This window comes from Sphingomonas sp. (genome assembly GCF_035317925.1).
In the GTDB taxonomy this organism is placed as follows: domain Bacteria; phylum Pseudomonadota; class Alphaproteobacteria; order Sphingomonadales; family Sphingomonadaceae; genus Sphingomonas_I.
The window spans coordinates 1-18294 of record NZ_DATHFV010000199.1 but is presented as its reverse complement, the minus strand read 5'-3'; the positions used below and the strand labels follow the sequence as shown (position 1 = coordinate 18294).

At 64.2% G+C, this 18294-nt stretch carries 20 protein-coding genes; 14 read left to right on the top strand and 6 right to left on the bottom strand.

Annotated elements, in window-relative coordinates; all coding sequences use genetic code 11:
- Together VK533_RS14965 and VK533_RS14960 are read left to right on the top strand one after the other, a co-directional pair.
- Positions 1-1585 (top strand): tryptophan halogenase family protein (locus VK533_RS14965; protein ID WP_324379060.1); only part of this gene is annotated, 1585 nt, incomplete at its 5' end.
- Complete coding sequence (locus VK533_RS14960) at positions 1585-2604, top strand: cupin-like domain-containing protein (RefSeq protein WP_324379058.1); 1020 nt, start codon at positions 1585-1587, stop codon at positions 2602-2604. The genes VK533_RS14965 and VK533_RS14960, both read left to right, overlap by 1 nt.
- 6 nt (positions 2605-2610) lie before the next feature.
- On the opposite strand, the gene VK533_RS14955 is transcribed toward VK533_RS14960, so the two are convergent.
- A complete protein-coding gene (locus VK533_RS14955) occupies positions 2611-3333 on the bottom strand; it encodes a LytTR family DNA-binding domain-containing protein (RefSeq protein ID WP_324379056.1) in 723 nt (240 codons plus the stop codon).
- Between the two features lie 170 nt (positions 3334-3503).
- Here VK533_RS14955 and VK533_RS14950 point away from each other — a divergent pair, with 170 nt between their 5' ends.
- The 8 genes from VK533_RS14950 to groL all read left to right on the top strand — a co-directional run bounded on the left by VK533_RS14950 (position 3504) and on the right by groL (position 10461).
- Positions 3504-5444 (top strand): TonB-dependent receptor domain-containing protein, encoded by a 1941-nt coding sequence (locus VK533_RS14950; RefSeq protein WP_324379054.1) that lies wholly within the window; start codon positions 3504-3506, stop codon positions 5442-5444.
- 47 nt (positions 5445-5491) lie between these two features.
- Positions 5492-6349 (top strand): phenylalanine 4-monooxygenase, encoded by an 858-nt coding sequence (phhA, locus tag VK533_RS14945; protein ID WP_324379052.1) that lies wholly within the window; start codon positions 5492-5494, stop codon positions 6347-6349.
- Positions 6350-6371: 22 nt separating this feature from the next.
- Entirely contained in the window at positions 6372-7178 is an 807-nt protein-coding gene (locus tag VK533_RS14940; protein ID WP_324379050.1) for an FkbM family methyltransferase, read from the top strand.
- 41 nt (positions 7179-7219) lie between these two features.
- Positions 7220-7507 carry a metalloregulator ArsR/SmtB family transcription factor gene (locus VK533_RS14935; RefSeq protein ID WP_324379048.1) on the top strand — a complete coding sequence of 96 codons (288 nt, stop codon included), beginning with the start codon at positions 7220-7222 and terminating at the stop codon, positions 7505-7507.
- Positions 7491-7628 (top strand): hypothetical protein, encoded by a 138-nt coding sequence (locus tag VK533_RS14930; RefSeq protein ID WP_324379046.1) that lies wholly within the window; start codon positions 7491-7493, stop codon positions 7626-7628. Before VK533_RS14935 ends, VK533_RS14930 begins: the two co-directional genes overlap by 17 nt.
- Positions 7629-7631: 3 nt before the next feature.
- On the top strand, positions 7632-8294 hold the full coding sequence (locus tag VK533_RS14925; RefSeq protein WP_324379044.1) for an SdpI family protein: 663 nt from the start codon (positions 7632-7634) through the stop codon (positions 8292-8294).
- 191 nt (positions 8295-8485) lie between these two features.
- Positions 8486-8773: a co-chaperone GroES gene (groES, locus tag VK533_RS14920; protein ID WP_324379042.1), complete on the top strand. Its 288-nt coding sequence runs from the start codon at positions 8486-8488 to the stop codon at positions 8771-8773.
- A gap of 35 nt (positions 8774-8808) precedes the next feature.
- Positions 8809-10461 (top strand): chaperonin GroEL, encoded by a 1653-nt coding sequence (gene groL, locus VK533_RS14915; protein WP_324379040.1) that lies wholly within the window; start codon positions 8809-8811, stop codon positions 10459-10461.
- A gap of 200 nt (positions 10462-10661) precedes the next feature.
- On the opposite strand, the gene VK533_RS14910 is transcribed toward groL, so the two are convergent.
- A complete protein-coding gene (locus VK533_RS14910) occupies positions 10662-11303 on the bottom strand; it encodes a hypothetical protein (protein ID WP_324379038.1) in 642 nt (213 codons plus the stop codon).
- Entirely contained in the window at positions 11300-12379 is a 1080-nt protein-coding gene (locus VK533_RS14905; RefSeq protein ID WP_324379037.1) for a hypothetical protein, read from the bottom strand. The genes VK533_RS14910 and VK533_RS14905 overlap by 4 nt, the downstream gene beginning before the upstream one ends.
- A gap of 98 nt (positions 12380-12477) precedes the next feature.
- Here VK533_RS14905 and VK533_RS14900 point away from each other — a divergent pair, with 98 nt between their 5' ends.
- The 3 genes from VK533_RS14900 (at position 12478) to VK533_RS14890 (ending at position 14293) form a co-directional block, all read left to right on the top strand.
- Positions 12478-13446, top strand: coding sequence for a glycosyltransferase family 2 protein (locus tag VK533_RS14900; RefSeq protein WP_324379035.1), 969 nt, complete (start codon positions 12478-12480; stop codon positions 13444-13446).
- 68 nt (positions 13447-13514) lie between these two features.
- The gene (locus tag VK533_RS14895) at positions 13515-13658 is read left to right on the top strand and encodes a hypothetical protein (protein ID WP_324379033.1); all 144 of its coding nucleotides are present in this window, start codon (positions 13515-13517) and stop codon (positions 13656-13658) included.
- A gap of 188 nt (positions 13659-13846) precedes the next feature.
- Entirely contained in the window at positions 13847-14293 is a 447-nt protein-coding gene (locus tag VK533_RS14890) for an IS1595 family transposase (RefSeq protein ID WP_324379031.1), read from the top strand.
- Positions 14294-14488: 195 nt separating this feature from the next.
- On the opposite strand, the gene VK533_RS14885 is transcribed toward VK533_RS14890, so the two are convergent.
- Complete coding sequence (locus VK533_RS14885; RefSeq protein ID WP_324379028.1) at positions 14489-15178, bottom strand: dCTP deaminase; 690 nt, start codon at positions 15176-15178, stop codon at positions 14489-14491.
- 274 nt (positions 15179-15452) lie between these two features.
- Here VK533_RS14885 and VK533_RS14880 point away from each other — a divergent pair, with 274 nt between their 5' ends.
- Positions 15453-16586 carry a PHB depolymerase family esterase gene (locus VK533_RS14880; protein WP_324379026.1) on the top strand — a complete coding sequence of 378 codons (1134 nt, stop codon included), beginning with the start codon at positions 15453-15455 and terminating at the stop codon, positions 16584-16586.
- Positions 16587-16660: 74 nt separating this feature from the next.
- Here the strand turns inward: VK533_RS14880 and VK533_RS14875 are convergent, their stop codons facing one another.
- Positions 16661-17200: a hypothetical protein gene (locus VK533_RS14875; protein ID WP_324379025.1), complete on the bottom strand. Its 540-nt coding sequence runs from the start codon at positions 17198-17200 to the stop codon at positions 16661-16663.
- 44 nt (positions 17201-17244) lie between these two features.
- A partial coding sequence (locus tag VK533_RS14870; RefSeq protein WP_324379023.1) for a hypothetical protein occupies positions 17245-18294 on the bottom strand: 1050 nt, incomplete at its 5' end.

The following is an 18294-nucleotide window of genomic DNA, read 5'->3' as shown; positions in this document are numbered from 1 at the left end:
TCTCCTTCGCCGACGAAGTGCCCGGCCTCATGCCTTTCACCGGGCCGGCTGCATGATCGCGGATCCGATCCGGAAGATCGTGATCGTCGGCGGCGGCACCGCTGGCTGGATGGCGGCCGCCGCCATCTCGCAGGTCCTGGGCGCTTCGGGACTCAGGATCGAGCTGGTCGAGTCCGAAGAGATCGGCACGGTCGGGGTGGGCGAGGCGACGATCCCGCAAATCAACACGTTCAACGCCCTGCTCGACATCGACGAAAGCGAATTCCTCCGCGCCACCAACGGCACCTACAAGCTCGGCATCGAATTCCGCGACTGGACCCGGCTCGGCCACTCCTATGTCCACCCGTTCGGCCTCTACGGCCTCGACATGATGGGCGTGCAATTCCACCATCATTGGCTGAAGGGCCGCAGCCTGGGCGACACGACCCCGCTCGGCGCCTATGCGATCAGCGAAGTGGCGGCGCTTTCGGGCAAGGTCGAGCATCCGCGCTTCGATCTGCCCAAGTCGCCGCTGTCCAAGCTCGGCTATGCCTTCCATTTCGACGCGAGCCTCTATGCGCGCTTCCTGCGCCGCCTTGCCGAACCCCGGGGTGTGATCCGCACCGAGGGCAAGATCGTCGAGGTGCTGCGGAATGGCGAGACCGGCCATATCGAGCGATTGAGGCTCGCCAGCGGTGCTATGGTCGAGGGCGATTTCTTCGTCGATTGCTCGGGTTTTCGCGGCCTGCTGATCGAGCAGACGCTGGAGGCGGGCTTCGAGGATTGGGGCCATTTCCTGCCCTGTGACCGCGCGCTGGCGGTGCCCTGTGAGCTTGGCGGGAACCGCAACCCGCTCACCCGATCGACCGCGCGCGCTGCCGGCTGGCAATGGCGCATTCCGCTTCAGCACCGAATCGGCAACGGCTATGTCTATTCGAGCGCGCATATCTCGGACGACGAGGCGGCGGCGACCCTGCTTGCCAATCTCGACGGTCCTGCGCTCGCCGATCCGCGCCCGCTCCACTTCACGGCGGGCCACCGCAAGAAGAGCTGGGACAAGAATGTGGTCGCGCTCGGCCTCGCCGGCGGTTTCCTCGAACCGCTCGAATCGACCAGCATCCATCTCGTCCAGACCGGCATCGCGCGGCTGATGACCCTGTTCCCGACGCGTAACATCGCCCAGGTCGATGTCGACCGCTTCAACGCGCAGACGGCACAGGAATATGTCGACATACGCGACTTCCTGATTCTTCATTATACTGCGACCGAGCGCGACGATTCCGATTTCTGGAGGATGTGCCGCGCGATCGAACTGCCCGCGCGGCTCGCCAATAAGCTGGCACTGTTCCGCGCCAATGGCCGCATCTTCCAGGAGAATGTCGAATTGTTCGCGGAACCGAGCTGGCTCGCGGTGATGGTCGGCCAGGGAATCGAGGCGGGCTCCTATCACCCCGCCGCCGACATGCTGCCCGATCAGGAGACTTTGACCCGGCTGAAGCATATCCGCGAGGTCGTCGCCGCGACTGCAGAAGCGCTGCCGACCCAGGCCGAATTCCTGCGGATGCACAACAGCGTGTCCGATGTCGCGCCGATCCGAGCCGCCTGATGACGTTGCCCGCGCCCGCGCCCATTCGCGAATTCGAGACTATCGATCGCGCGCGCTTCGACGCCGAGATCCGGCCGTCGCGCCAACCCGCCATCTTCCGCGGCCTGGGCAGGGATTGGCCGGCGGTGCAAGCCGGCACGCAATCGCCCGAATCGACGGTCGCCTATCTCAAGCGCTTCAGCCATAGTGAGCTCGTGCCGGCGATCGTGGGACCGCCGGAGATTGCAGGACGCTTCTTCTACACCGACGATCTGAAAGCGTTCAATTTCCAGCGCGGCCGAACCGCGCTCGATCCGTTTCTCGAGCGGCTGCTGCGCGATCAGAACGCAGACAAGCCCTATGCGATGGCGGTCCAGTCGATCCCGATCCCCGAATTGCTGCCGGGTTTCGTCGAGGAAAACCGCATCGATCTGCTCGACGCCGACGTGATCCCGCGCATCTGGATCGGCAACAAGATCCAGGTCGCGACGCATTATGATCTGATGGAGAATATCGGCGTGGTCATCGCCGGGCGGCGGCGCTTCACCGTCTTCCCGCCCGAACAGATCGCCAATCTCTATTCCGGCCCGTTCGAACTCACCCCGGCCGGCACGCCGGTCAGCCTGGTCGAATTGGCCAACCCCGATCTTCAGAAATTCCCCAAATTCGCCGACGCGATGGCGACCGCGCAATCGGCGGTGCTGGAACCGGGCGACATTATCTATCTCCCCTTCCATTGGTGGCATGCGGTGGACTCGCTCGATGCGGTCAATGCCTTCGTCAATTATTGGTGGAGCCCCGCCCCCGCCGGCCTCGGCAGCCCCTACGAGGCTCTGATGTTCGCGCTCATGTCATTGCGCGGCCTGCCGGAGGATCAGCAGGATGTGTGGCGGATGCTGTTCGACCATTATGTGTTCCAGGCGAACGGCGATCCCGCCGGCCATCTGCCGCCCGATGTACAGGGTGTGCTCGGCCCGATCACGCCGCACCAGATCGGCCGGATGAAGGCGACCCTGATCGACAGCTTGAACAAGCGTTAGGCAAGCTCAATCGCGCAAATTGGCGGCATAGCGGTTCGACACCGGCAGCCGGCGTCCATCGTACAACGCCACCTCGATCGGGCGGGTCCGGCCGCGCATGACCGTCTCGATCCCGCGCCGCGGCACCAGATAGGATCGATGCACGCGCACGAAGCCGGCGGAAGCGAGGATGCGCTCAGCATTGTGCATCGTCTGTCGCCAGATCGTGCTGCGGCCGTGCGCGTGGAGTTCCACATAATTGCCGGCCGCGCTGGCGAAGGCGATCTCGGTCGGCGCGATCGGCGGCCTGTCGTCCTGCGCCGCCGCGCCCGGCCCGGCGTCGCCGGCTTCGGGCGCGCGGTAGAGCGTGGCCGCCAGCAAAGCGACCGCCAGCAGCGGGACGCGGCTGAAAAAGGCATGATCGTTATCCGCGCCCAACGCCAGGGCCGCCGTGGCGCTGACGGCATAGGCTGGGACACCCAGCAGAATCGCCCGCCGCATCAGGCGGGCCCGCGTGTCGCCCGGCCTCGCCAGCCGCTCGAACAGCATCGCCGCGACAACCCAGGATCCGAGCGTAGCGGCCGCCCAGACGAAACTGCCCCAGGCCGAGCCGCGCGCGGCATCGAAGAACAGCTCATAGGCCTGACAATAAAGCGCGCCGAGCGGCACCAGCAGCAATGGCGCGAGCTTCCGCGGCAAGGCCCGGCCAAACGGCCACGCAAGGAACGCCCGCATTGGTCCGGCCGGCATCGCAATGTCCTCCGTCTACTGTCGTTGGTCCGAGTATATCGGGCAACGGGCGTGGGCGGGAAGCGCGCAATTCGTCCCTTCGTCACAAAATTCATCCCGCCATACCAGTCCGCTTGCCGGCCGATCGCCGCATCGCCACCCGCCGCCGGAACCTTTGGGAAGGCTGCGGCATGGTCCTTTCAGATCGCGGGAAGGCCGCGCTGCTGGTGGCGTTGCTCGCCAGCTGCCGGGCGGCGGCGCAGACAAACGATTCCGCCGGTAATTCCACGGCAGGCGCCGCGCGCGCCGCCGTCGATGCGTTCGGCGAGCGTGTCGGGATCGACCAGGTCGGCCTGTACAGCGAATATCAGACGCGCGGGTTCGACCTGATGGCGACCAGCGGCGCCTTCCGGCTCGACGGCTTTTACTTCAATCCGGCCGCGATTCCGTCGGAATCGCTGATCGAGGGGTCGTCGGTCAATGTCGGCATCGCCGCGACCGCGCTCGATCTGCCCTCGCCGACCGGCGTCGTCGCCTATCGGTTGCGCGAGCCGGGCGACGCCGATGCGCTGCAGGTCACCACCGGCCTGCGCGACTATCGCGCGCCGCATGCGGAGCTGTTGGGCACGTTGATCAGCGAGGACAAACAATGGGGCGTGGTCGGCCATGCGCTGATCATCCCCGACGCCAACCAGTCCACCGGCGGAGATGGCTCTTATCTGAGCAGCGCACTGATCGGGCGCTGGCGTCCGGCCCCGGGCAGCAATGTGCGATTGTTCGCCTCCTACGCGCTCGATCGCCATGACGGCGACATCAGCGTGGTCGCCGCCGGGCCCGGCCTTCCGCCGGCGCTCGAGGATCGCCGCCGTTATACGCCGGGCTGGGCGCGCACCCGGTCGGGCGGCGGTAATTTCGGCGCGCTGGCGGAGCATCGCTGGGGCCGCTGGTCCGCGGGTGCGGGCTTCATCCATTCGATCGGCGATACGAAACGCGCCGACGTGGCGGTGCTGGAAGTGGATCGCGCCGGCCACGCCGCCAGCACGCTCTATTACACGCCGCCGGTGAAGACGCGGTCGGATTCGGCCGAGGCCAAGCTGGCGCGCGACTTCGCCCTGCTCGGCGCGCAGCACCGGATCGGTCTCGCGATCCGTCAGCGCCGCACGGTGACCGGCCGCGCGCAGGCGACGGGCTATGATGCGGGCCATTTCACGCTCGACGACGGGCCCGCCGCTATCCCCGCGCCCGTCCTGCCCGACGACGCGATCCGGGGGCGCGATCGGGTCGACCAGCGGATCGTCAGCGCAAGCTATGGCCTCCAGATCCGCGATCGCTTCCAGCTGCGGCTCGGCGCGCACAGCAATCTCTATGAAAAGAAGGTCGACGCCTTCGATGGCACGCGCGCCCGCCGGCGCGAGCGGACATGGCTCTACAGCGCGTCGGCGATATGGCAGCCGGCGACACGCTTTCGCCTGTTCGCCAGCTATGTGCAGGGGCTGGAGGAGTCGGGCGTGGCGCCCATCGCCGCGAGCAATCGCGGCGATGTGTTGCCGCCGGTCGAGGCGCGGCAGACCGAGCTCGGCGCGCGCTACGAGGTCGCACCCGGGCTCAACCTGATCGTCGCCGGCTTCGACATCCGCAAGCCGATCTACGGGCTGCGTCCGGACACGCTCTACGCGCCGGTCGGTACGGTGCGCCATCGCGGGATCGAGGCCTCGCTGACCGGCCGGCTCACGCCGACGACGACGATCGTGCTGGGCGCCAACGCGCTGGCGCCGCGCGTCGAGGGCGAACTGGTCGATGCCGGGCTGGTGCGGCGGGTCGCGCCGGGCGTGTCGCGGCTCAACTTCACGCTCAGCTTCGAACAGCAACTGACGCGGGCGTGGAGCATCGACGCCTATCTGCTCTACGAGGGCCCGCGGCGGCGCGACGGGATCAGCGACACCGAAGTGCCGGCCGTCCCCTTCGCCTTCGCGGGCGGGCGCTATAGCTGGACCTGGGGCGAGAACCGGCTGTCGCTGCGGGGCCAGCTCGTCAACGCACTCGGCCGCCGGGGTTATTATGCCACCCCCTATGGCCCGCTCGTCCCGGTTTCTCCACGCACCGTCCGGCTGCTGCTGTCCGTCGGATTATGAAGGGGCAACTGGTTTCAAACGAAACCAGTTGGCGGTATGATGATCCCATGGCCGCAGAATCGCTGACCCGTCCGCCCGAAGCCGCTCTGGATTGGACGATCCCGCAGGCGTGGGAGACCTATACGCCGGAAGAGCATGCGGTGTGGGACACGTTGTTCGCGCGCCAGGCGGCGATGCTGCCCGGCCGCGCCGCGCCCGAATTCCTCGCCGGGCTCGACATGCTGCATCTGTCGCGGCCCGGTATCCCCAATTTCGAGGAATTGTCGGAGAAGCTCGGCAAGGCGACCGGCTGGAGCGTCGTCGCCGTCCCCGGCCTCGTTCCGGACGACGTCTTCTTCGAACATCTGGCCAATCGCCGCTTCGTCGCCGGCCAGTTCATCCGCCGCGCCGACCAGCTCGATTATCTGCAGGAGCCCGACGTCTTCCACGACGTGTTCGGCCATGTGCCGATGCTCGCCCACCCGGTCTTCGCCGATTATATGCAGGCCTATGGCCAGGGCGGGCTGCGCGCCAAGCAGTTCGACGCGATCGACAAGCTCGCCCGGCTCTACTGGTACACGGTCGAATTCGGTCTGATCAAAAGCGGCGACAGCCTCGGTATCTACGGCGCCGGCATCGTCTCCTCGCGCGGCGAGAGCATCTTTGCCCTGGACGATCCCTCGCCCAACCGGATCGCGTTCGACATGGAGCGCGTGATGCGCACCAATTACCGGATCGACGATTACCAGCAGGCCTATTTCGTGATCGACAGCTTCGACCAGCTGCTGCGCGCCACGCTCGATACCGATTTCGCGCCGCTCTACGCCAAGCTCGAAAACCTGCCCGATCTGGCGGTGACGGACATCCTGCCCGAGGATCGCCTGATCACGCGCGGCACCCAGGAATATGCGCTGGCGAAAGCCTGAGCCCCGCTGCTAAGCCGTCGCGATGGCCGAACCCGTGAAAGTCTACAAAGCCCGCGTGGGCCCGATGATGGCGCTCGAAACCGATATCTATATCGGCCGGGCGATCGCGGCTTATGGCGAATATTGCCCCGCCGAATGGGCCGCGCTCCGCCAGATCATTCGTCCCGGGATGAATGTGATCGAGGTCGGCGCGAACATGGGCACGCATAGCGTCGATATGGCCCGCGCTTGCGCGCCGGGGATATTCTACGCGTTCGAACCGCAGCCCCGTCTGTTCCAGATTCTCGCCGGCAATCTGGCGCTCAACAATGTCGCCAACGCTCTGGTCTATCCGGAGGGCTGCGGCGAGGCGGAGGGCGAGGCGGTCGTTCCCTGGACCAATTATGAAGAGAACGGCAATTTCGGCGGGATCGGGCTGTCGCAGGCCGATGACGGCCGGGGAATCTCCGTCCGCATCCGCACGATCGACAGTCTGGGCTTGCAGCAATGCGGGCTGATCAAGATCGATGTCGAGGGGTTCGAACCGCGTGTGATCCGTGGCGCCGCCGAGACGATCGCGCGCTGCCGCCCGACCCTCTATGTCGAGAATGATCGCGCCGCGCAGCAGCAGGAGGTGATCGATCTGATCGCGGGGTTCGACTATCGCCTGTTCTGGCACCTGCCGCGGCTCTTTTCGCCGGACAATTTCCGGGGCGAGACGCGCAACATCTATGGCACCACCGTCTCCGTCAACATGCTGTGCATGCCGCGCGAGAAGGGCATAGAGGTGAAGGGCCTGCAGGAGATCGATCCCGCCGGCTGGACCTGCCCTGTCCGGCTCTCGAACTGATAGTATTTGTCATTTAGCTAAATGCCTAATATGGGCCGCGCATGGACTCGGTCTTCGACGCGCTCTCGCATCCGATCCGGCGCGAGATTCTGGAGATGCTCAAGCAGGGCAGCCGCTCGGCCGGCGAGCTCGCCGACGCTTTCCCCGTGTCGAAGCCGACCATGTCGGGCCATTTCACCAAGCTCAAGGCCGCCGGCCTGATCCATGGCGAGGCGCGCGGCGCGAGCGTGATCTACAGCCTCAACCTCTCCGTGCTCGAAGAGGTTTTGCTCGGCTTCATGCGTCGCGTCGGCACGCGCAAGGCAGGGCTCGATGCGGACGGAGACTGAAGCCATGCGGCACCGCTGGCTGATCGTGGCGCTGCTGCTGATCGCGACTTTGATGGCCGCCGCCAAGTGGGCGGTGCTGCATCTGCCGCCGCACACGCTTGAGGACGCGCACAGGGGATAATCGATGAAGAACCGAGGCTTGATCCTGTTTTCGATCTTCGTGGTCGCGGCGCTGGCCGGCGCATCGGCCTGGGCCGGGCACAGCCTGCCCGCCGACGCGCAATTGCCGATGCACTGGAACGCGGCGGGCGAGGTCGATCGCTATGGCGATAAATGGACCGCGCTGATGCTGCCGCCGCTGCTGGCCGCGGTGCTGACCCTGATCATGTGGGGCATCAGCCGGATCGAGCCCCAACAGGACCATCTCGCCAAGAGCCAGGGCCTGTTCCGGGTCGGCTGGCTGGGCGGGCTCGGCCTCGGCGTGGTGATCGAGCTGATGCTGCTTTCGACCGTCTTCCACTGGGGCCTGTCGCCGCTCGGGCTGATCATCGGCGCGGTCGGGCTGTTCTTCGTCGCGATGGGCGATCAGTTCGGCAAGACGCGGCCGATGTACATGGTCGGCATCCGCACGCCGTGGACGCTCGCCGATCCGGAAGTGTGGACCGCGACCCATCGCCTCGGCGGCAAATTGCTCGTGCTGGCGGGGCTGGTCTGGCTGATCACCGCGCTGTTCGGCTGGGTCAATGTGCTGACGCTGCCGATCCTGGTACTGGTGATGGCCGTCGCGAGCCTCGTGCCGGTGGTTTATTCCTACCTGCTCTGGCGCCGGCTCCATAAAGAAGCCTGACTAAGGGGCCTGTCCCGCCTTCCTGCCGCCTGAGCGAAAATTCCCTGCAGACCACCTGTTGACTCGCTAGGGGCGGGTTCACATATGCCGGCTGGCACTCGCGCAACGTGAGTGCCAACAATTTCACGGGCATTTGGGTGGGGAGCGGTTCGAACCGTCTATCCCGCCTTCATTGCAGGAAAGGGACAGACATGGGTTTCCGACCGCTGCACGATCGCGTGCTGGTTCGTCGCGTCGAGGCTGAAGAGAAGACGGCCGGCGGCATCATCATTCCGGACACCGCCAAGGAAAAGCCCCAGGAGGGCGAGGTCGTCGCCGTCGGCGCCGGCACCAAGGCGGAAGACGGCAAGGTCACGCCGCTCGACGTCAAGGCGGGCGACAAGATCCTGTTCGGCAAATGGTCCGGCACCGAGGTCAAGCTCGATGGCGAAGACCTGCTGATCATGAAGGAATCCGACATCCTCGGGATCGTCGGCTGATCCTCTTTTCCATTCGTAGATAAGGAACACACATCATGGCAGCGAAAGACGTCAAGTTTTCGCGCGACGCTCGTGAGCGCATCCTGCGCGGCGTCGACATCCTCGCCGACGCGGTCAAGGTCACGCTCGGCCCCAAGGGCCGCAACGTCGTGATCGACAAGTCGTTCGGCGCGCCCCGCATCACCAAGGACGGCGTCACCGTCGCCAAGGAGATCGAGCTCAAGGACAAGTTCGAGAACATGGGTGCGCAGATGCTGCGCGAAGTGGCCTCGAAGACCAACGACGTTGCCGGCGACGGCACCACCACCGCCACCGTGCTCGCCCAGGCGATCGTGCGTGAGGGCATGAAGTCGGTCGCGGCCGGCATGAACCCGATGGATCTGAAGCGCGGCATCGATCTCGCCGTGATCAAGGTCGTCGAGGATCTCAAGAAGCGCTCCAAGCCCGTCTCCGGCTCCAAGGAAGTCGCCCAGGTCGGCATCATCTCGGCCAACGGCGACACCGTCGTCGGCGAGAAGATCGCCGAGGCGATGGACAAGGTGGGCAAGGAAGGCGTGATCACCGTCGAGGAAGCGAAGGGTCTCGAGTTCGAGCTCGACGTCGTCGAGGGCATGCAGTTCGATCGCGGCTACCTGTCGCCTTACTTCATCACCAACCCGGAGAAGATGACGGTCGAACTGACCGATCCGTACATCCTGATCCACGAGAAGAAGCTGTCGAACCTGCAGGCGATGCTCCCGATCCTGGAAGCCGTCGTCCAGTCGGGCCGTCCGCTGCTGATCATCGCCGAGGATATCGAGGGCGAGGCCTTGGCCACGCTCGTCGTCAACAAGCTGCGCGGCGGCCTCAAGGTCGCGGCCGTCAAGGCGCCTGGCTTCGGCGATCGCCGCAAGGCGATGCTGGAAGACATCGCGATCCTGACCAAGGGCGAAGTCATCTCCGAGGATCTCGGCATCAAGCTGGAGAGCGTCACGCTCGCCATGCTCGGCACCGCCAAGCGCGTTTCGATCGACAAGGACAACACCACCATCGTCGATGGCGCCGGTGATGCCGATGCGATCAAGGGCCGCGTCGAGGCGATCCGCAAGCAGATCGACAACACCACCAGCGATTACGACCGTGAGAAGCTCCAGGAGCGTCTCGCCAAGCTCGCCGGCGGCGTTGCCGTGATCAAGGTCGGCGGTTCGACCGAGGTCGAGGTCAAGGAGCGCAAGGATCGCGTCGACGACGCGCTGCACGCGACCCGCGCAGCCGTGGAAGAAGGCATCGTCCCCGGCGGCGGTACCGCTCTGCTCTATGCGACCAAGGCGCTCGAGGGCCTCAAGGGCGTCAATGACGACCAGACCCGCGGCATCGACATCATCCGTCGCGCGCTGCAGACCCCGCTCCGTCAGATCGCCCAGAATGCGGGCTTCGACGGCGCCGTTGTCGCCGGCAATTTGCTGCGCGAGAATGACGAGACGCGCGGCTTCAACGCCTCGACTGACGTCTACGAGAACCTCGTCGACGCCGGTGTGATCGACCCGACCAAGGTCGTTCGCACCGCGCTCCAGGACGCGGCCTCGGTCGCCGGCCTGCTCATCACCACCGAAGCGGCGGTGAGCGAGCTTCCGGCGGACGACAAGTCGCCCGCCGGTGGCGGCATGGGCGGCGGCGGAATGGGCGGCATGGGCGGGATGGACTTCTGATCCGCAGGGCGGCCGCGACTAGCACTTGCTAGGAGCGGACTCGCCCCAGGACGGCCGGCGGGTCGGTGGCCTAAACCACCGATCCCGTCCGACGAGCGCGGGCTTTGCCCGCTGTCCACCCAACCGAACGACCAAACAAGGAAGGGCCGGGAGAGCGATCTCCCGGCCCTTTCTTTTGCCCCGTCATCCCGACCCCGCGCTCAGCCGTCCGCCTTGCCGCCCCGCTCCACGATCCGCGCGGGCGATCCCGCGACCAGCGCGCCCGCGGGAATCGGCCGCCGCACCAGCGTGTAGGGCGCGAGCGTCACGCCATCGCCCAGCGTCGCATGATCCAGGCACCCGCTGCGCATCCCCAGCACGCAATCGCTGCCAATCACGCTTTCCCCCACGGTGGCGCCCATCAGGATCGACGTGAAGGCCCCGATCACGGATCCGGTACCGACATTGGCGTAGCTGCTGACATAGGCGAAATCGCCGATCCGCACCCCCGATGCGACCATCGCGAAGCTCAGCACGATCGCGCCGCGCCCGATCGCCGCCTCGCGCCCGACCATGCAGCGCCGGTCGACATAGCTGCACCAGTCGAGATCGAGCGGCGCCAGCCGTTCCACCATCTGCCGCCGCGTCGCTGGATAGCCGACCGCCATGATCGCGTTGCGCGTCAGCCGTGTGTCATAGGATGCGCTCGAAAAGACCGGCAGGCCGAAGCAGGTTTCGCCCGCATGGCCATCGTCGATGAAGCCGATCACCTGCCAGCGATCGTCGCCGTCGATGCAGTCGAACAGCAATTTGCCCATCTTGCCGGCCCCGGCGATGACGACCGGCGTGGGAGATGCGCTCAAGCCGCGACGCGCTCCGACGCCGCCGCGCCGTCGCCGGTCGGGGCGGCCGCGTCGGGCAGGTCCCAATCCCAGAAATGATAGCGCATCATCAAATCGCGCACCTCGATCAGCCGCGCGCGCGCCGCATCCGATTCGCGCATCTCGCGCGTCAGCTTCGCCAGCAAGGTGAAGGTCGCGACCGGCCCCACCCGGCAATCCCGGCAATCGAATTCGGGCGCGCAGCACTTTTTGCCCGGGCTCGGCTGCAGATCGAAGCTGTAGGCGACATGCCACGGCGCGTTGAGCATCGCGCAGTCGGTCGCGACGTTGGTTTCGGGGTCGATAGTATGGATCGCCGGCATGCGGTGCATCCAGTCGTTGACCGTCTTGTTGAACAATATGTGGTCCGGGAAACGATCGATCATCGCGTCGATGATGTCGGCGGCGCGCATCCGGTCGCTCAGCCGCAGCGACAGATTGTTGTCGGTCGTGCTCATCCGGAAATAGCGGTTGTCGCCCGGCGGCACCTGTTCCTCCAGCAGCCGCATATATTCGGTCGTCATGCTGAAATCCTGGAAGCAGACGGGGATGCCGCGTGCCACGCAATCCAGCACCACCGGCTCGATATCGTCGATATTGTCGCGGCTGATCGTGAAATAGATCATCGCGCGCTTGTCGCCGGTCGCGGTCGCCAGCGACCGGTCATAGCTGTTGGGCCCGCGCAAAGTCTCGTTGCGCGCCTTCGCGCCCCACACCGAAACCGCGATCCGGAACGGCACGTCTTCGGGAATCCGCCGCGCGCCGTTGGTGTAGATGATGCCGCTCGGCCAATGTTTCGCGGCGGTGCGCAGCGCTGAGGGATTGAGGCTGGGCTCGCCCCCCGCGATCACCGGATAATTGATCCCGCGCGCCACCTCGGCCGCGAAAAAGGCGTCATAATCCTGCGCCGACGGGCGGCGATTGTCGGTCTTCTGATCCGACACGAAATAATAACAGCCCTCGCACGCCAGATCGCACGTATTGTTCACGTCGTAATTGGACGATCGGATCGTCCGGTAACGACGCTTGCGCTCGGGCTCGTTTCCAAACTTGGTCATTGCCCACGCCCCCGAAGACTTACTAACGTCCCGGGATCATCATCCAAAGCGGCTCATGGCACAAGCTGTTGTTCCGCGATTGAAACGGCTCCGAAACCATGGCTCGTCCGCGCTTCGTCTCGGTCACCCGCACCGGCAACGAGAATGACGTGATCGAGCCGTTCGTGCGCCACCACGCGGCCTTGTTCGATCTGATGCTCGTGATCGACGACGACAGCACCGACGGCACCTGGACCATCCTCGAACAGTTGCGCGACGAGGGCCTGCCGCTGTTGCTGTTCCGCGCGCGGGAAACCGGCTGGCCCCAGACCGAATTCACCACCATCCTGATGCACAAGGCGTTCGACGAACATGGCGCGGACTGGGTCGCGCCGCTCGACGCGGACGAGTTCATCGAGCCGCCCGCGGGCGCGGGCCTCGCCGATATCCTTCCGCCCGCGGCCGATCTTCTCGCCCAGATCCGCTGGAACAACTTCGCCTGGCGCCGCACGATCACCGACGAGGAGCCCAATCCGGTCGTGCGGCTGCAGACGCGCATGCCGCCCCGGATCGACAGCGCCAAGGCGATCGTGCCGCGCGCTGCCTTGTGCGGCGATCGGCGGGCGCGGCTGCTCAACGGCAATCACGGGCTGGAGCGCAACGGCGAGCGTTGCGGGGTGCATTATTACGAGCAGCTGCCCTTGTGCCATTATCCGGTCCGCTCGATCGAGCAGTTCATCAGCAAGGCGGTGATCAATCACCTGCGCTATGCGTCGCTGCCCAACAATCAGCGGCCCGATATCGGTTTCCAGTACCGCAAGCCGTTCGATCTCGCCAAAGGCTCGATCGAACAATTGCTGCCCGCGATCGTGGATCAGATGGAGCTGGTCTCGCCGGTCTACGCATTGCAGCCGGGCGGCAAGATGATCGGCCGGATCGAGGATCGGCCGCTCGAATATCGCGGCGGCCCCTTACTCTATTCCACCCACCCCACCAGCGCGCTGACCAATATCGTCAACCTCGCCGAACGCTTCGCCCGCCGGATCGCCGTGCTGGAGGAGGGTCTGGGCCTGCCGAGCGGCCTGTAGCCGCCGCTTTCGCCCGATCCCCGCATCCTCTAAACCCCGATCGCTAACGCGATCGGAGGAGGCGCGCGGTGGACGACGATATCATCCAGACGCCGGACGGCCCGATGACCTGGGCCGAATGGAAGAAGAAGAACCCGATCCAGGTCCCCTCGCGCCGGACCAAGGGCAAGAAACTGCCCAACAAGGTCAAGAAGTTCACCGACCAGGGGTGAGGGCTCCACCCGCAACCGTCACCCCAGCGGCGGCCATGCCTCTCCCCAAGCGCCGCCTCCCTACGACCGTCGTCATGCTGGACTTGTTTCGGCATCCATGGGGAGGGCCGAACTGCGAAGTGAATCCTAAAACCAGTTAGGGATTATCCCCTTTGCACACGTAGAACGAATGGGGTATATGATGCCCCATGAGCAAGCCCCTGACCGCCCTCCAGTTCTTCACCCAATTCCCGGATGACGAAACGTGTCTCGCGCACCTGTTCGATGTTCGGTTCGGTCAGGGCTTTGCGTGCCCGTCATGCGAGCGCCCATCCAAATGGTTTCGGATCAAGGCAGAGCGCGCTTATTCCTGCCAATGGTGCGGCCACCATCTACACCCCACGGTCGGCACGCCGTTTGAGCAGACCCGCACACCGCTTCAGCTTTGGTTCTATGCGATTTACATGTTCACAGCGACCCGCAACGGTGTTGCGGCGAAGGAATTGCAGCGTCAGCTTGGCGTCACGTACAAGACGGCTTGGCGGATGGCCGGCCTGATCCGCGAGCATATGGCGGACGTTGACGGTGACTTGCTGCTCGGCGGTGCCGGTGGGCGCATATTCACGCCTCCGGCAAGCATCAATGGAAGTATGTGAAGGAAGCCGAGTACCACTCAACCGGCGCGAGTTGCCTTCTTTGACGCTGCCGGAGTTGCTTTCGACGTTCGGGCCATTGAAGCAACCACGCGATTGAACGCGGTTTCATCGCCGGGGGCATCGCCTTCGCGCTGCTTGGCTAAGTCGTCTAGCTTACCCTTCTCTCGTGCCTCTCGAAGATTCATTGCTCGCTCACTATTTCAGTGCAACGATGACGGCCATTACACTGAGCGCGATCGTAATGATGAGCGGGATCATCCACTGTTGCGCCTTCATTTGGCCCGCTAGGTCGCTCATTTTCGAACTCAAATCGCCCACGTTTGAGCTCAAGGAGCGGAGCGTCGTCAAAACCTCTGAGAAGGCCATGCCATCTCCTTCCGCAATGGTATCCAAATCTTCGGTGGAGAGCCCGTATTTGCCCTGATATGGGCCGCAATATGGGCGATCGACCGGCTTTTCGAGACGATGAATTTCCAGCGTTAGAATATCATCCCGATGCGCCAGTGGAACATCTCTCGGAGTGAGGTTGGCTAGTCCTACTTTGATGCTACCCTCGAAGCCTGGGTCAATTTGTGGCCCTGTAGTTGCGATCAGTCCCTTTCGCGCATACTTGGACCGCAACCCGATCCGCCCGACAAATTGCGGCCCCAATTTGACGTGCTCCAATATGCAGATGACGCCGAAGTCGCCCGGCTCCAGAACGATCAGCCCCTTCTCTTTGATATTCGTTCTCGCCTTGTGCTTTGTTGTGGCGCCCTCGTCGCCTACCCTCAGGTCGATGCTCGCTGGCTGAATCTGGCCCGGATCGTACCCCTCCCCCGGGGCGGCGATCACGATCTCGCCAGCGTCGAGCGCGGCTTTGATGTCTGAGTCAGTAAGGATCATTGGCGGCCTCTCCAGGCGAGGGAGCCCCCGCTCAGTCGCCTTCACGAGTTGCCGTAGCACATGTCCGCAGCCCGATTCACGTATGCGTAGGGGATAATCACCACAAATTCGGAGTGACGGCCGAGAGGTTCCGGCCGTAACAATTCCCCAACCCGCCCACACACTTACGCGATTTGCACTTGCACCCATGCTGCGCAGCGCACATCTTTGTGCACTGCAGCATCGGCGCCAGCACCGGACACATCCGGGCCCCCGCCACCAACGAGGGTAGCCCATGCGTAAACTGTCCGACACGATCGCCCGCCTCTCCGCGATGCGCAGCATGGCCCCGAGCGGCCCCGCCGCCGCGCGCGATCGCCTGACCGATCTCACCAACTTCGGCACCAATCCCGGTGCGCTCCGCGCCCGCACCTACATTCCCGCAAACCTGCCCGACGACGCGCCTTTGGTCGTCGTCCTCCACGGCTGCACCCAGAATGCCGCCGGTTACGACACCGCCTCCGGCTGGTCGCAGCTCGCCGACCGGCACGGCTTCGCCTTGCTCTTCCCCGAGCAGACCCGCTCCAACAACGCCAACCTCTGCTTCAACTGGTTCCAGCCCGAGGATGTGCGCCGCGACGCGGGCGAGGCCTTGTCGGTTCGCCAGATGATCGGCGTGATGATCGATGCCCACGCGATCGATCCCGCCCGCATCTTCGTCACCGGCCTGTCGGCGGGCGGCGCGATGACATCGGTGATGCTCGCGACTTACCCCGAGTTGTTCGCCGGCGGCGCGATCATCGCCGGCCTGCCCTATGGCGTGGCAAGCAACATGCCGCAGGCGTTCGATCGGATGCGCGGCCATGGCGGCCCGGGCGAGCGCGAACTGGCGGACCTGGTGCGCGGAGCGTCCAACCATAAGGGCCCGTGGCCGACCATCTCCGTCTGGCACGGCACCGCCGACACCACCGTCAGCCCCGCCAACGCCGACGCGATCCTCGCGCAATGGCGCCCGCTCCACGGCCTCCACCGCGCGCCGACCTGGCAGGAGGATGTGAACGGCTATCCCCACCGCGTCTGGAGCGACGATGCCGGCGTCGCGCGGATCGAGGAATATCGCATCACCGGCATGAACCACGGCACGCCGATTGCGACGCGGGACGAGGGGGAGGTGGGCGAGGTGGCGCCCTATATGTTGGAAGTCGGCATATCCTCGACGCGGCATATTGCGGCGTTCTGGGGGCTGACCGGGGCGGTGGTTGATAAAGTGGATGCCGCCGGCCGGCAGGCAACGGCGCTAGGTATCCTTCCTGCCACCAATCTCACTGGCGAGGCCTACGGTACAGCAGGCAACCGCCAGCTTGTCGCGCTCTCTGACGTAGGCCAAATTATCGAGGATGCATTGCGCACCGCCGGATTGATGCGCTGACAATTCTTCGGATTTTTGTTTGGGCGCGGTCCGGCACTCAATCGTGGCAGCAAATCGACGCCACTCGCTGAGCGTCAGAATTCGATATTGAACCGATCCACGAGATTTCCGCGCTGATATTCCTCAAATCGAAAAATTCTAGCACCGTGGTCGAGCTCAGCGAAATATCCGAGCTCGTAACCGCAGACGTGTTCTGGGAGTGCCACGCCGTCTGCTGACCATATATCGTCATAGGATTCCTTCGTAAGGGCTCGGAGTCGCGACCGATCCTTTTCCTTTTCCGATTGAGGGTGCTCAAGGCGTTTCATCTCGATTGCGATGAGATTGTCTTTGGCGCTGTTTTTGCCACGACTGTGGAGAATGAGATCGCAGGTGATCCGCACCTCGCGCATCTCGCCATCCAATATCGTTTTCACGCGTCCGCCCTGATTACGGTTGTACTCCACGTCGGTCCGGTATCCCGCAAAACCAGCCGCAGCAGCGGCTTGCTGCAAAAGAGGGGCAAGGTGGGCACACAGGTTTCGTTCGCTGGTCCCATTCAGGATATTATCAGTCTCTTGCTCCAAAAACTGGGCGAAAGCGGCGCGAAACGATTCACGAAGCAATTCTTTCATACAACGGTCCGTTCCGAATCTAGATCGACGACGCGCAATGGGTTTTACACCGAGGAGGGCAGCTCAAATAAAACGCCCGCGACCGGCCAAAGGCGCTTCAACGCGTTCCCTGCTGACCCGTGCGGCGCAAGAATGATCGGGTCGTAGTCACCACCACTATCGAGGCTTTCCAGCACAACCTGATTTCCTGGAAGGATCCGAAGTCGCTTAAAATAGTGCGCACCATCGGAGTCTTCGGCAACAACGGGACGTCCCGCAAACGCCGCCAGCCCATTTCCGGCCCCAATCGGCTGGCCAATGATGAGGTATTGTCCGTCAAGCGCCAGCGGCTCCGCGCTTCGTCCGGAGACCTGTATCAAGCCCAATGCACCGCCCGTTGCGGTGATGATAACGGACTCCCCGGAGCATTCGATGATCTCAGCGCCGGTAGGACAGGCGCCCAAAGAGTCCGTGCAGTAAACAACACCCACCACTTTATGCAGCGTCAGCGTCTGCTTTTGCGCGATGACGGGCGCGGCGATTTGCCGAGGGCTGATGGATTGCGCTGTTAAGACCGCGATATCACTATGATTGTCGGCAATCTCAAAGCGGCGTGCCAGTACCCGGTCTCCCGTGAGCGCTACAACCAGTGACCTGGGTGTGGGTTCGCCAGAATCCTTAATGAGTAGAATATCCCCCGGCCGCGCTACCGGCTCAAGCGTCGGCGAAACGATCCGAAAAGCGAGATGCTGTGCAAGGGTTATCTTCTTGCACGCTCCCGCTTCATACTCGTTTAAATCGAGAAGCCCGTCAGCCATGCGACCGTCCGACAAGGCAGCGGCACTTCCTAAAATGTTCAAAGGAATCGCCTGAACAGCCGCCTTGTAGCCCTCGGGGAGCGAAGCTGCTGGGGGGTCAGCTATCAGCGAAGACCGTCCATGCAGGGAGTTATAATGCTGAGCGACCCGGAACGCTCTATCTAGGGCCGGCTTCAATTTTTTTATCCAATGACCATGGACGTCCGTGGCTTCTGCCATACCGAGGCTCGTGGCTCCGGCGTGGTGAGAAATTTCCATATACTTGATTGCCGGGAGGTCCTTACCAAGCTCCTTAGT

Bases quoted from the DNA above. Each gene is read 5' to 3' on its own strand.
- VK533_RS14960 (WP_324379058.1), top strand. From the start codon at position 1,585: ATGACGTTGCCCGCGCCCGCGCCCATTCGCGAATTCGAGACTATCGAT.
- VK533_RS14955 (WP_324379056.1), bottom strand. From the start codon at position 3,333: ATGCCGGCCGGACCAATGCGGGCGTTCCTTGCGTGGCCGTTTGGCCGG.
- VK533_RS14950 (WP_324379054.1), top strand. From the start codon at position 3,504: ATGGTCCTTTCAGATCGCGGGAAGGCCGCGCTGCTGGTGGCGTTGCTC.
- phhA (WP_324379052.1), top strand. From the start codon at position 5,492: ATGGCCGCAGAATCGCTGACCCGTCCGCCCGAAGCCGCTCTGGATTGG.
- VK533_RS14940 (WP_324379050.1), top strand. From the start codon at position 6,372: ATGGCCGAACCCGTGAAAGTCTACAAAGCCCGCGTGGGCCCGATGATG.
- VK533_RS14935 (WP_324379048.1), top strand. From the start codon at position 7,220: ATGGACTCGGTCTTCGACGCGCTCTCGCATCCGATCCGGCGCGAGATT.
- VK533_RS14930 (WP_324379046.1), top strand. From the start codon at position 7,491: ATGCGGACGGAGACTGAAGCCATGCGGCACCGCTGGCTGATCGTGGCG.
- VK533_RS14925 (WP_324379044.1), top strand. From the start codon at position 7,632: ATGAAGAACCGAGGCTTGATCCTGTTTTCGATCTTCGTGGTCGCGGCG.
- groES (WP_324379042.1), top strand. From the start codon at position 8,486: ATGGGTTTCCGACCGCTGCACGATCGCGTGCTGGTTCGTCGCGTCGAG.
- groL (WP_324379040.1), top strand. From the start codon at position 8,809: ATGGCAGCGAAAGACGTCAAGTTTTCGCGCGACGCTCGTGAGCGCATC.
- VK533_RS14905 (WP_324379037.1), bottom strand. From the start codon at position 12,379: ATGACCAAGTTTGGAAACGAGCCCGAGCGCAAGCGTCGTTACCGGACG.
- VK533_RS14900 (WP_324379035.1), top strand. From the start codon at position 12,478: ATGGCTCGTCCGCGCTTCGTCTCGGTCACCCGCACCGGCAACGAGAAT.
- VK533_RS14890 (WP_324379031.1), top strand. From the start codon at position 13,847: ATGAGCAAGCCCCTGACCGCCCTCCAGTTCTTCACCCAATTCCCGGAT.
- VK533_RS14885 (WP_324379028.1), bottom strand. From the start codon at position 15,178: ATGATCCTTACTGACTCAGACATCAAAGCCGCGCTCGACGCTGGCGAG.
- VK533_RS14880 (WP_324379026.1), top strand. From the start codon at position 15,453: ATGCGTAAACTGTCCGACACGATCGCCCGCCTCTCCGCGATGCGCAGC.
- VK533_RS14875 (WP_324379025.1), bottom strand. From the start codon at position 17,200: ATGAAAGAATTGCTTCGTGAATCGTTTCGCGCCGCTTTCGCCCAGTTT.